General features: G+C 67.7%; 12 protein-coding genes. 8 read left to right on the forward strand and 4 right to left on the reverse strand.

Going from position 1 to position 11,587, the window contains the following annotated elements; all coding sequences use genetic code 11:
• Positions 1–21: 21 nt before the first annotated feature.
• From OSB52_RS02950 to ccsB, 4 genes are read left to right on the forward strand one after another with little or no spacing between them, the layout of a single operon-like run.
• A complete protein-coding gene (locus OSB52_RS02950) occupies positions 22–660 on the forward strand; it encodes a TlpA family protein disulfide reductase (protein ID WP_266060091.1) in 639 nt (212 codons plus the stop codon).
• On the forward strand, positions 657–1,463 hold the full coding sequence (locus tag OSB52_RS02955; protein WP_266060092.1) for a cytochrome c biogenesis CcdA family protein: 807 nt from the start codon (positions 657–659) through the stop codon (positions 1,461–1,463). Before OSB52_RS02950 ends, OSB52_RS02955 begins: the two co-directional genes overlap by 4 nt.
• Positions 1,460–3,319, forward strand: a complete 1,860-nt coding sequence (resB, locus tag OSB52_RS02960; protein ID WP_266060093.1) for a cytochrome c biogenesis protein ResB — start codon at positions 1,460–1,462, stop codon at positions 3,317–3,319. The genes OSB52_RS02955 and resB overlap by 4 nt, the downstream gene beginning before the upstream one ends.
• Before the next feature lie 41 nt (positions 3,320–3,360).
• The gene (gene ccsB, locus OSB52_RS02965; RefSeq protein ID WP_266060095.1) at positions 3,361–4,392 is read left to right on the forward strand and encodes a c-type cytochrome biogenesis protein CcsB; all 1,032 of its coding nucleotides are present in this window, start codon (positions 3,361–3,363) and stop codon (positions 4,390–4,392) included.
• Between the two features lie 32 nt (positions 4,393–4,424).
• On the opposite strand, the gene OSB52_RS02970 is transcribed toward ccsB, so the two are convergent.
• The 3 genes from OSB52_RS02970 to OSB52_RS02980 form a co-directional block, all read right to left on the reverse strand.
• The gene (locus tag OSB52_RS02970; protein WP_266060097.1) at positions 4,425–4,922 is read right to left on the reverse strand and encodes a helix-turn-helix domain-containing protein; all 498 of its coding nucleotides are present in this window, start codon (positions 4,920–4,922) and stop codon (positions 4,425–4,427) included.
• Positions 4,923–5,066: 144 nt separating this feature from the next.
• Positions 5,067–5,288: a hypothetical protein gene (locus tag OSB52_RS02975; protein ID WP_266060099.1), complete on the reverse strand. Its 222-nt coding sequence runs from the start codon at positions 5,286–5,288 to the stop codon at positions 5,067–5,069.
• Between the two features lie 57 nt (positions 5,289–5,345).
• Positions 5,346–5,570 (reverse strand): BldC family transcriptional regulator, encoded by a 225-nt coding sequence (locus tag OSB52_RS02980; protein WP_235724080.1) that lies wholly within the window; start codon positions 5,568–5,570, stop codon positions 5,346–5,348.
• Positions 5,571–5,775: 205 nt separating this feature from the next.
• On the opposite strand from OSB52_RS02980, the gene OSB52_RS02985 reads away from it, so the two are divergent.
• The 4 genes from OSB52_RS02985 to OSB52_RS03000 all read left to right on the forward strand — a co-directional run bounded on the left by OSB52_RS02985 (position 5,776) and on the right by OSB52_RS03000 (position 10,711).
• On the forward strand, positions 5,776–6,153 hold the full coding sequence (locus tag OSB52_RS02985) for a DUF4229 domain-containing protein (RefSeq protein WP_266060100.1): 378 nt from the start codon (positions 5,776–5,778) through the stop codon (positions 6,151–6,153).
• A gap of 4 nt (positions 6,154–6,157) precedes the next feature.
• Complete coding sequence (cds1, locus tag OSB52_RS02990) at positions 6,158–7,291, forward strand: L-cysteine desulfhydrase Cds1 (protein WP_266060102.1); 1,134 nt, start codon at positions 6,158–6,160, stop codon at positions 7,289–7,291.
• A 229-nt stretch (positions 7,292–7,520) separates the two neighbouring features.
• The gene (locus OSB52_RS02995) at positions 7,521–8,150 is read left to right on the forward strand and encodes an ABC transporter ATP-binding protein (RefSeq protein ID WP_372512315.1); all 630 of its coding nucleotides are present in this window, start codon (positions 7,521–7,523) and stop codon (positions 8,148–8,150) included.
• Positions 8,147–10,711 (forward strand): FtsX-like permease family protein, encoded by a 2,565-nt coding sequence (locus tag OSB52_RS03000; RefSeq protein ID WP_266060105.1) that lies wholly within the window; start codon positions 8,147–8,149, stop codon positions 10,709–10,711. The genes OSB52_RS02995 and OSB52_RS03000 overlap by 4 nt, the downstream gene beginning before the upstream one ends.
• Positions 10,712–10,853: 142 nt before the next feature.
• Here OSB52_RS03000 and OSB52_RS03005 read toward each other — a convergent pair whose 3' ends face one another.
• The gene (locus OSB52_RS03005) at positions 10,854–11,564 is read right to left on the reverse strand and encodes a type 1 glutamine amidotransferase (RefSeq protein WP_235724075.1); all 711 of its coding nucleotides are present in this window, start codon (positions 11,562–11,564) and stop codon (positions 10,854–10,856) included.
• Positions 11,565–11,587 lie beyond the last annotated feature (23 nt).

Below are 11,587 nucleotides of genomic sequence, written 5' to 3' on the forward strand. Positions count from 1 at the left end.
GCCCGGTGCGATAGGACGAACGTGCGAAAGTTTTCCCTGCTGCTGGCGGTGCTGGCAGTCGTGATCGGTGTGGTCAGCGGCTGCGGTACCGGCGACGATGCGGTCGCGCAGGGAGACACCTTCGAGTTCATCTCGCCCGGCGGCCAGGTGGTCATCACCTACCCGCCGGAGCAGCGCAAACCGGTCGCGGAGGTATCAGGACCTGACCTGATCACCGATGAACCGCTCGCGCTCGGGGACGAGCGCTTCGCCGACAAGGTCGTCGTCATCAACGTGTGGGGCTCGTGGTGCGGGCCGTGTCGCGGCGAGGCCGACGACCTCGAGACCGTCTACGAGAACACCAAAGACCTCGGTGTCGAATTCCTCGGCATCGACCTGCGTGACGACCGGCAGAATGCCAAGGATTTCGTCGCCGACCGCAACGTCGGCTTCCCGTCCATCTACGACTTCGACGGCATCACCCTGGCCGCGCTGACCACCCCGACCTCGGTGGTCCCCACCACCGTCGTACTCGACCGGGAGCACCGGCCGGCCGCGGTGTTCCTCAAGGCCATCACCGCCGAAGAACTCGAGGCGACTGTGCGCCGGGTCGCCGCCGAAGCCCCCGCAGCGACCCCACCGGCCGACACGCCCGCGTCGTCGGCACCGGGCGCGCCATGATCGCGCTCGCCCCGCAGGCCGCCATCGGCGAGACCTTCGCCACCACCGTCTCGTCGGGCCCGCTGCTGCTGGCCCTGGCCGCCTGCGTCGTCGCCGGGCTGGTCTCCTTTGCCTCCCCATGTGTGGTGCCGCTGGTGCCCGGCTACCTGTCGTATCTGGCCGGGCTCGTCGGCGCCGAGGCGCCCGCGGTGACCGTCGGCGAATCCGCCAAAAGCGGCCGGTCGCGGGTGGCACTCGCCGCTGCGTTGTTCGTCCTCGGCTTCACCGTCATCTTCGTTGCCGCCACCGCCACCGTGCTCGGCATCACCAGTACTTTCGTGGTGAATCGTGAACTGCTGCAGCGTATCGGCGGCGTGATCACCATTCTGATGGGCCTGGTGTTCATCGGCCTGGTGCCCGCGATGCAACACGAGTTCCGATTCGCGCCGCGACGGATGTCCAACATCGTCGGCGCCCCACTGCTCGGCGCCGTCTTCGCGCTCGGCTGGACCCCGTGCCTGGGTCCGACGCTGGCCGCGGTCATCGCCACCGCCAGCGGCACCGAAGGGGCCACCGCCGCCAAAGGTGTGGCGCTGATCGTCGCCTACTGCGCCGGACTCGGCATCCCGTTCGTCATCCTCGCGTTCTCGTCGGCGTGGGCGCTGCGCAGCCTCGGCTGGCTGCGCAACCACGCCCGCGCCATCCAGGTCTTCGGCGGCATCATGCTGATCGCCGTCGGCATCGCCCTGGTGACCGGCGCGTGGGACCAGTTCATCGTTTGGGTGCGCGATGCCTTCATCACCGACACGGAGCTGCCCGTATGACCGAGGTGACCACCGACCGCCGCGACACCGCCGACGTCCCGCCGCCGCGCCGTCCGCACTGGTTCCGCCGCCGTGTGTTGTGGCCGGCACGCAACATGTGGCGCTCGCTGACCTCGATGCGCACTGCGCTGATCCTGCTGTTCCTCCTGGCCTTGGCGGCCATCCCCGGTGCGTTGCTGCCGCAACGGTCGCTCAACGAACAGAAGACGCTCACCTACATCGCCGACCACGGGTGGGTCGGCGAGACGATGGACCGGCTGCAGCTGTTCGACGTCTTCTCCAGCGCTTGGTTCACCGCGATCTATGTACTGCTGTTCGTGTCCCTGGTGGGCTGCCTGACGCCGCGGATGATCGAACACTTCCACAATCTGCGGGCCAAGCCGGTGGCCGCGCCACGCAACCTCAAGCGACTGCCGCGGCACGTCACGATCGAGGTCGACGGGGAACCCGAGGAAATCGCCGAGCGGGTGTCGCGGAATCTGCGCGGGTGGCGACGGGTGATCTCGATACGCCCCTCCGCAAGCTCCGGGGCTACTCGATCAGCGGGGGAGCGCTCGTCGGCAGGTTCCGGGGTCACTCGATCAGCGGGGGAGCGCTCGTCGGCAGGTTCCGGGGTCACTCGATCAGCGGGGGAGCGCTCGTCGGCAGGTTCCGGGGTCACTCGATCAGCGGGGGATACGGGGGGCGGGGCCGCGGGACAATCCGTCGTCGAGGTCTCCGCCGAGAAGGGCTATCTGCGCGAGTTCGGCAACCTGGTGTTCCATTTCGCGCTGCTCGCGCTGCTGGTGTCCATCGCGCTGGGCAAACTGTACGGCTACGAGGGCACCCGCAGCCTGGTCGCCGACGGTGAGCAGGGCCTGTGCAACACGTCGACCGCCGTGTACGACTCGTTCCGGGCCGGCAACCTGGTCGACGGCACCGACCTGCAGCCGTTCTGTATCCGCGTCGACAGCTTCGATGCGACGTTCCTGCCGAACGGTCAACCCGACATGTACAGCTCCGAGGTCCGCTACACCGAGGGGACACCCAGCACCGACGCCTCGACCTGGCCGACCGCCCGCATCCGAGTCAACGAGCCGCTGCGTGTCGCCGGTGACCGTGTGTACGTACTCGGCAACGGCTTCGCCCCGACGTTCACCGTCACCTTCCCGAACGGCGAACAGCGCACCCAGACGGTGCCGTTCGTTCCCGACGAACTTCAGACGATGATGTCGTCGGGAGCCATCCGCTTCGACACCCCGGCCGGGCTGTACCCGAACCCCGACGAACGACGCAACCATCAGATCGCGGTCGAGGGTCTGTTCGCGCCGACCGCCAACTTCCACGGCACCCTACTGACCTCGGCATCGCCGGAGCCGAACGACCCGTACGTGGCCATCCGCATCTACGAGGGTGACACCGGCCTGGACACCGGCCTGCCGCAGAACGCGTACTCCCTGGACCAGTCGCTCATCGATCAGGGACGCCTGCAGCAGCGCGCCCAGGTCAACCTCGGTCAGGGCGATTCGCACACGCTGGCCGACGGCACCGTGGTGCGCTTCGACGGCTATCAACGATGGGTGTCGATGCAGGTGTCGCACGACCCGGCCCAGATCTGGGTGCTGGCGTCGTCGATCGTGATGCTCGGCGGACTGCTGGTGTCGTTGCTCATCCGGCGGCGCCGCATCTGGGTGCGTCTGGTGCCGGTGACCACGTCGGATTCCGGCGAGGAGACCAAACGACGTACGGTAGTAGAGATCGCCGGCCTGGCACGCACCGATCAGGCGGGCTGGGGCGAGGGATTCGATGAGCAGGCGCGCCGCCTGGTGATCGACCCCGACGACCCGGGAGCCGCACGCGCCGCACGGCGTTTGTAGCGGTCGGCCACCAGCGCAGTCAGCAACGAGAGGACGGTGCCATGAACACGGGCTCCATTCAGGTCGACGAGACGCTCGCGCGTTACTCCGACCTTCTGTTCGGCACCGCCATCACGGTGTACGTGCTGGCCATGTTCCTGTTTCTGGCCGCGCTCGCCGGGGCGCGGGCACGCAAACTCGCCCCGGCCGCCGAAATGGTGACCGCCGGCGGCGCGACAGTCGCGGTCGACGACCGCGCCCCCGGCCGCATCGACGGTCCCGCGCCGCGTCGCAGCAAGGGCTCGCGGCTGGCGGCGATGGCCTACCCGGTCGTCTTCGTCGGGCTGATCGCGCACATCGCCTCGATCGTGCTGCGCGGTGTCGCCACCGACCGGGCGCCGTGGGGCAACATGTACGAGTTCATCTCGCTGACGTGTGCCGCGTGCGTGGTCGCCGGGCTGGTGGTGCTGCGCAAGCCGGAGCATCGTCCATTGCTGTCGTTCGTGCTGCTGCCGGTGTCGTTGCTGATGTTCATCGGCGGACGTTGGCTCTACACGCAGGCTGCGCCGGTGGTGCCGGCACTCAAGTCGTACTGGCTGGCCGTGCACGTCTCGATCATCTCGATCTCGTCGGGTGTGCTGTTGGTGTCGGGCGTCGCGAGCATCCTCTACCTGGTCAAGATGCGCTGGGGGGCCAACGCGTCCGACGCCGACGACTCCGCGGATCCGCTGACCGGCAAGGGATTCGTGGCCGGCATGCGCCGCATCGTGGCGCACATCCCCAACGCCGATGCGCTCGACCGGCTGGCCTACAAGTGCGTCGTCTTCGGGTTCCCGCTGTTCGGGCTCGGCGTGATCTGCGGCGCCATCTGGGCCGAGGCGGCCTGGGGCCGGTTCTGGGGCTGGGACCCCAAGGAGACGGTGTCGTTCATCGCATGGGTGATCTACGCGGCCTACCTGCACGCCCGGGCCACGGCCGGGTGGCGCAACAACGCGGCGGCCTGGATCAACATCGCCGGTTTCGTCGCGCTGCTTTTCAACCTGTTCATCATCAATCTGGTGGTGTCCGGGCTGCACTCGTATGCCGGACTCTGATCACGCCGGACTCAAACCGCGGCGGACTCTGATCACTGTGGATTCTGTCCGGTCGGGTTCGGCGCTTCTCCGGGCGGCGGCAAGGTGTCGCCCTGCGCCTGCGCCTGGGCCTTGACCACCTTGAGCAGATCGATCAGCACGTCGATGGTGTCGGGGCAGATCCGCCCCACATCGATACCCGACAGATGAGTGCCGGTGGTCGCCAGCATCTCGACATAGTCGCGTTGCTGCCGCACCCGCTCGAGGTCTTCGTCGGGATTGGCCAGGAAATAGGTGACGCTGACCTCGAACGCACGGGCGATGGCCTCCACCGTCCGGAACGACGGCGTGCGCGCCTTACCGGTCCGCAACTGCGAGATGTAGGCGTCCGAGAGCGAGTAGCCGAGCTCATTGGCGCGCTCGGCGATCTTCTTCCCGGTGTAGGGCGCGCCGTTCTCGTCGCGCGAATGCTCGAACAGATAGCCCAGTTTCTCGGCGAAACTGGCATCGTCCTCATGCGCCGGCGTTCGGCGCGCATCACCGGCAGTCACCCTCGTGTATCCCCCGCGTCAACGTCGATCGTTGTGCCTTCACCACCGGTGCGGTCGACCGCTCCCGCTGTCGTCCGAACTACGTCGTGAAACGAGATTACCCTACCTCGGGGTAGGGTACGTGGCCGTAACTTCGGCGCCTGGTCAGGCGTCGTCGCCGTCGGACCCGTTGGTGCCACGGGTCCGACGATCGAGGTCACGAAGGAAATCAGGGTCGTCGTCGGGGCCGACGGGACCCGACGGTTTGGCCGATCGACGAGGTGCGTGTTCGTCGCGCTCGTCCGACTCTCCGAGTTGGGGGCCGAAGGCACGCCACAACAGGAAAGCAATAGCTGCAATGCCGATCAAGGCAAACAGAAACGTCATGGCAACCTCCCGTAAACCAGCGTACGTGAGGTTGCGACGGAGCGGGGCAGAGCCTGCTCAGTGGGTGCGGCGGTTCAGCAGTTCGACGACGTCGGACTCACGGAACCGACGGTGTCCGCCGGGCGTGCGGATGGACCCGAGCAGACCGGAACTGGCCCAGCGGGCGACGGTCTTCGGGTTCACGTTGAACATGGCTGCCACCTGACCGGGCGTCAGGGTGTGCTGACTCGCGAGGCCGGGGGTGATGAGGCCGGGGACTCCGGCTGCGTCGGTGATCGTCACGATGTTCCTCTCTCCGCCTGCAACGATGGCGATCTGGGATCACCTCATGGATACACGCCGGAGTGCCGGGTGTTCGAACAGTCAGGAAACGGTAAAGAGAGTGCAAAACCGGCATTCCCGGCCGCATCTGTCGTCCGAGGGGGCGCCCGGATGGCCGGATAACCCCAGTACCCTGGTGTGCAGAGATCGGAAAGAAGGCGTATTCGTGACAGATCAGAACGCATCCGGGTCCGCCCCGGCACCCAACACCCCGGCACCCAACACCCCGGCAACCGACACCCAGGGGGCTGACACCCACGCATCGGCCGGCAGTGTCGCGCTGGCGGTGGCGATGTACACCGTGGCCCGCCTGGCGCTGGTCGTCGTGGTTGCGGCGCTCATCCTCGGGATCGGTGCCCTCGTCGGGGTCGAGGTGCCGCTGCTGGTGGCTGCCGTGTTCGGCGTGCTCATCGCGCTGCCGTTGGGGCTGGTCCTGTTCAAGAAGCTGCGGTTGCGGGTCAACAGTCAGATCGCCGCCGTCGACAATGCGCGCCGAGCCCGGCACGACGACCTGCAGTCGCGGCTGCGCGGCACGTCGGACTGACCCTGTGCAGCCGACCAGGATCGTCGACCACCGTCGCGACCGGACATGGTCGGAGAACGCGGTTCGCCTGATCGAGGCCGACGGCCGTCGCAGTGCCGACACCCATCTGCACCGGCTCGCGCTACCCGACTGGTCACGATGGACCGACGACGCCGGCCGTGACACCGGCATCGAGCTCTACTTGAAGGACGAGAGCACCCATCCCACCGGTTCGCTCAAGCACCGGCTGGCGCGATCGTTGTTTCTCTATGCGATCTGCAACGGGTGGGTCACCGAGGGCACCACGGTGATCGAGGCGTCGTCGGGTTCGACGGCGGTCAGTGAGGCCTACTTCGCCAAGCTGATCGGGGTTCCGTTCATCGCGGTGATGGCCTCGAGTACCTCGCCGGCCAAGACCGCGCTGATCGAGCGGGAAGGCGGACGTTGCCACTTCGTCGACCGGCCCGGCGACGTCTACGCCGAGGCGTTGCGGCTCGAGGCGGAACTCGGCGGTCACTTCATCGACCAGTTCACGATGGCCGAGCGCGCCACCGACTGGCGCGGCAACAACAACATCGCCGAGTCGATCTTCGCCCAGATGGCCGAAGAGGATCATCCGATCCCGACCTGGATCGTGGTTGGTGCAGGGACCGGCGGGACGTCGGCGACGCTGGGCCGCTACGTACGGTATCGGCGCCACCCCACCTGGCTTGCGGTGGTGGACCCACAGAACTCGGTGTTCCTACCGGCCTACGACACCGGCGACGGTGCCCTGCGCTCGGAGCTCGGCTCCCGGATCGAGGGGATCGGGCGGCCGCGGGTGGAGCCGTCGTTCGTCTCCCAGGTGATCGACCGGATGATCGGCGTTCCCGACAACGCGTCCATCGCCACCGCCCGACTGTTCAGCGACCGACTCGGCCGTCGCGTAGGCGGCTCCACCGGCACCAACCTGTGGGGTGCGCTGCAGATCGTCGCCGAGATGGCCGCGCAGCGTCAGCCGGGCAGCGTGGTCACCCTGCTGTGTGATTCGGGCGATCGGTACGCCAACACCTACTTCGACGACGACTGGCTGAGCCGGCAGGGATTCGACCTGACCGAGCCGACGGCCGTCCTCGACGAATTCTTGGCCTCCGGCCACTGGACCGGCGCCACCGCCTGACCGGCGGGTGCACACGGAGAACAGCGCACACTCAACGGAAAACAGCGCCCACTCAACGGCAGCTTCGTCGAGTGGGTGCCGTTTCCCGTTCACTGGGTGCCGTTTTCCGTTGAGTGGGCACTCGATCCGACTAAGGGCACCCTCACCGTCGTCCGATACCATGACCCGCGTGAGCTCTCTCGCGGATGAACCCCTGGTCAAGGCCGTCGATCTGGTGCGCGAGTACCAGATGGGCGATCAGCGGGTACGGGCCCTCGATGGGCTCGACCTGACCCTCGACGGCGGGCAGTTCGCGTCGATCGTCGGCCCGTCGGGTGCCGGGAAGAGCACGCTGTTGCATGTGCTCGGCGCACTCGACACCCCGACCTCGGGCACCATCACGGTCGACGGCACCGACCTCGGCTCGCTCGACGACGACGCAGCGTCGGCGTTTCGCCGCCACCGCGTCGGCTTCGTGTTCCAGTTCTTCAACCTGGTGCCGACGATGTCGGCGTGGGAGAACGTTGCGTTGCCGCGCCTGCTCGACAGTCAGTCGCTACGCAAGGCCAAACCGCGTGCCGTCGAGTTGCTCGAACGCGTCGGCTTGGGGGCGCGCGTCAATCACCGTCCGTCGGAACTGTCCGGCGGGCAGATGCAGCGCGTCGCCATTGCCCGATCGTTGATCATGGACCCGACCATCCTGCTGGCCGACGAACCGACCGGCAACCTGGACTCCAAGACCGGTGACTCGGTGCTCGAACTGCTCTCCGAGGTGGCCCACGACACCCCGAACCGGCTGGTGGTGATGGTGACCCACGACGCGCACGCCGCCGACGTCGCCGACACCACCATCACGGTGCGGGACGGGAAGATCGCGTGAGTCGATCGTCGCCCCGTACGCTGCGTCCGGTGCGGTCGGTGGCGTCCGGGCTGTCGCGGATCCGGGTGCTCAACTTGCGCGAGATCCGCACGCATCGGCTGCGGATGGTGACCTCCCTGCTCGTGGTGGTCGTCGCGTCGGCGCTGCTGATCTCGGTACTCGGGCTGTACGGCTCGCTGACCGAATCGGTGCGCCAGGTCAACGCGGCCATCAGCGGTTCCGCTCAGGTGGAGGTCGCGGCCATCGCCGACTCCGGCATCGACGACGAACTCCCTGCCGAGATCCGCCGCGACGTCCCGGACGCGAAATCGGTGGTACCGCTGATCCGCGACTCGGTGGTGATCGACGACCGCAACATCGCCTTGCTCGGGTCGGATTTCCGCGTCACCGCGCTGTCCGGTGATCTGCAACAAGCCGTCTCTCAACAACAATCGCAGGGCATCGACGAGGGCGATCTCGACAACGGGATCGTCGCCGGGTCGGCCACCGGACTCACCGAAGGCCAGCGCCTGTCCATCAATGGTGTTGATGTACAGGTCATCTCGGTGATCGGCGGCGATCAGGCCGACGTCCTCAACCGCGGCAACTTCATCTTCGCCTACCTCGGGCTCGCGCAGCGGCTGGCGGCCCAGGAGGGCAAGGTCGACTCCATCCTGATCGTGGCGCAACCGGGCGCCGACATCGCCACCGTGAAGTCGTCGGTGGCCGACGTCGTGGACGGTCGGGCCGTGGTGGTGGACCCCGACTTCCGCGCCGCGCAGGCCGAGACGGCGAGTTCGGTGACACGTGATGCGACGCTGCTGGTCTCGCTGATCTCGTTGGTGATCGCCGGCTTCCTGGTGTTCAACACGATGAACATGGCGGTCGCCTCGCGTCGGCAGTCGTTGGCGATGATGCGTGCGCTGGGTGCGCGCCGCGGTCACCTCGTCGGTGACCTGCTGGGTGAGTCGGCGTTGTTCGGTCTGGTCGGTGGTGCGCTGGGCGTGCCGGTTGGCGTTCTCGCCGGACGTTGGGCAATCGGTCGGATCCCGGAGGCCAACACCGATCAGATGGCGACGGCGGTGAGCTATCACCTGCCGTGGTACGCGCCGGTGATCGCCATCCTCGCGTGCATATTCGCCTGTGTCGCAGCGACGACGCTGGCGGCCCGATCGGTGTTCGCGGTGTCCCCGGTGGAAGCGATGGTCGCCGGCGAGGTCGCCGACGGCACCGGCAAGAACGGTCGCGGCGTGTGGATCTCCGGGATCGCCGGTGTGGTGCTGCTGGTGGCGTCGTGGTTCGTGGCCGTCGGCGTTCCCGGTCGCCCGGCCATCCTGGCCGGTGCGGTGTTCGCCGTCGGCGGGCTCTTGCTGTGCTACGCGCTCACCGTGCCGTTGGTGGCGCTGGTGGTGGGACTGTCGCGCCGCTTCGGTGGTCCCGGTCAGCTTGCCGCCGTCAACACCGAACGTGCGCCGCGTCGGGCCTGGGCGACGCTGATGACGGTGGCGGTCGCCGTGGCGGTCGGGATGGGCACCTCGGGTGCACTCGACAACCTGGTCAGCTCGATCTCCGGCTCGCTCGACGGCTTGGCCGACCCGGACTTCTACGTGTCCTCGGCCGACAGTGGTGGCCTGCCGGTGGGTCCCGCATTGCCGGCCGAGATCGCCCCGGCGGTGGCGCAAGTCCCCGGGGTGACGCAGGTGGTCGGCGCGCAGTGGGCGTCGATCAACGTCGACGAGGCCAAGATCTACGTGCAGGGACTGGAACCGAACTCGTTGGCGCCCTTCGTGAAGAAGGCCGATCCCGAAGCCCTGCAGCAGGTACTCGCCGGGAACGGCATGCTGATGTCCACCGTACTGGCCCGCACCCTCGACGTGGCCGAGGGCGACACGCTGCGGATGGCCACCCCGACCGGCTATCGCGATGTGGTGGTGCGTGATCTGGTCAACTACATCTCCATGGGTTCGGGTACGGCCGCGATGAGCAACGAACAGCTGTCGGAGTGGTTCGACCGTCCGGGCGACACCTACCTCCAGGTGTCCACCGACCCGGCGGTCGACCAGGACCGGATTCGCGCCGACCTCGAGGCGGTCGCCGCCGAGTACCCGTTGCCGGGCAACCGGATCGCCGATGTGCATTCCGGGACCGAGGCGCTCGAATCCGCGCAGGCCGAGGCCGAGCAGGCCGGCGCCTTCACCGTCGCCATCCAATGGATCGTCGCGCTCGCCGCCGCCGTGGCGCTGCTGAACACCCTGCTGCTGTCGGTGATCGAACGTCGCCGTGAACTCGGCGTGCTGCGCGCGATGGGTGCCTCCCGGAAGTTCGTGTCCCGGATGGTGGTTGCCGAGGCCGCCGGGGTCGCGCTCATCGGATCGCTGACCGGCGTCATACTCGGTGGGGCGCTGCACTTCTTGTCCGACAAGCTCCTGTCGGCCACCACCTCGATCGACATCGCGTACTCGCCGCGCCCGTCGACGTTGATCTTCGTCGCGGTCGCCTGTGGCCTGTGCATCGTGGGCGCACTGGTCCCGGCAATGCGGGCCTCCCGGATGAACATCAGCGAATCCATCCTCGACGAATAGCCCCGCCCGCCTCGAGGTGGCGGCGTTTTGTCGGTGGTCGGACAGGTCCGAGTCGCCCCGGTGTTGGTGCCGTTTTGTCGGTGGTCGAGTAGGTCCGAGCCGCTAGGCGAGGGCCGTATCGAGACCACTCCCGCCCAACCACTCAGCCCCGCACCACATCCAGTCCGGCATGCGCCAGGAAACGCTCGAACAGCACGTCGCAATCGTCGGCAGCGGCGTCGGTTCGCGCCGCGATCGACGCTGCCAGCGCCTCGAGATCCACCCCGTCCTCCGACATATCCGATCGCGTCCCGGAGAAACCGTCGCGCCAAGCGACAAAGCACTCCGGGTCGATCTCGGGGTGGAACTGCACGCCCAGATGCGGTCCGCTCACGAAGGCCTGCACGCCCGCCTCGTTGCGGGCGATGACCTCCACGTCGTCGGGCACGGTGATCGTGTCGTAGTGGTATTGCATCCACGGCCCTTCGGCCACCAACTCGGGCCGCGTCGAGGTCACGGGAACGAAACCGTGTTCGGGTCGGCTGCTCACGGCGACCGTGCCACCCAACGCGCTGGCCAGGATCTGCCCGCCGAAACAGATGCCGTAGATCGGTACGCCAGCGCCGATGGCCGTACGCAGGTACTCGCGCTCTCGGCCGATCCACGACAGCGATTCGTCGTGCACCGAATCGGTGGAGCCCGTCACCACCACCAGATCCACCTCGCCCGGCGCGGGCAACGGCTCGTCCTCGTCGGCGGCCACGATGTCCACGGCGATGCCGCGACGCTCCATCGCCGGCAACAGCGACCCGACGATGGCCCGCCGGTACTCCGGCAGCACATTGTGTACCAGCGTCAATGCTCGCAATCCCATCTCGCGGAGCCTACCGGCCCACG

The sequence above is a fragment of the Gordonia aquimaris genome, assembly GCF_026262595.1.
Lineage (GTDB): Bacteria > Actinomycetota > Actinomycetes > Mycobacteriales > Mycobacteriaceae > Gordonia > Gordonia tangerina.

What these genes read in the sequence shown, in the direction of transcription:
- OSB52_RS02995 (WP_372512315.1), top strand. Translation starts at nt 7,521, where the DNA reads ATGGGCGATCAGCGGGTACGGGCCCTCGATGGGCTCGACCTGACCCTC.
- resB (WP_266060093.1), top strand. Translation starts at nt 1,460, where the DNA reads ATGACCGAGGTGACCACCGACCGCCGCGACACCGCCGACGTCCCGCCG.
- OSB52_RS03005 (WP_235724075.1), bottom strand. Translation starts at nt 11,564, where the DNA reads ATGGGATTGCGAGCATTGACGCTGGTACACAATGTGCTGCCGGAGTAC.
- OSB52_RS02955 (WP_266060092.1), top strand. Translation starts at nt 657, where the DNA reads ATGATCGCGCTCGCCCCGCAGGCCGCCATCGGCGAGACCTTCGCCACC.
- ccsB (WP_266060095.1), top strand. Translation starts at nt 3,361, where the DNA reads ATGAACACGGGCTCCATTCAGGTCGACGAGACGCTCGCGCGTTACTCC.
- OSB52_RS02975 (WP_266060099.1), bottom strand. Translation starts at nt 5,288, where the DNA reads ATGACGTTTCTGTTTGCCTTGATCGGCATTGCAGCTATTGCTTTCCTG.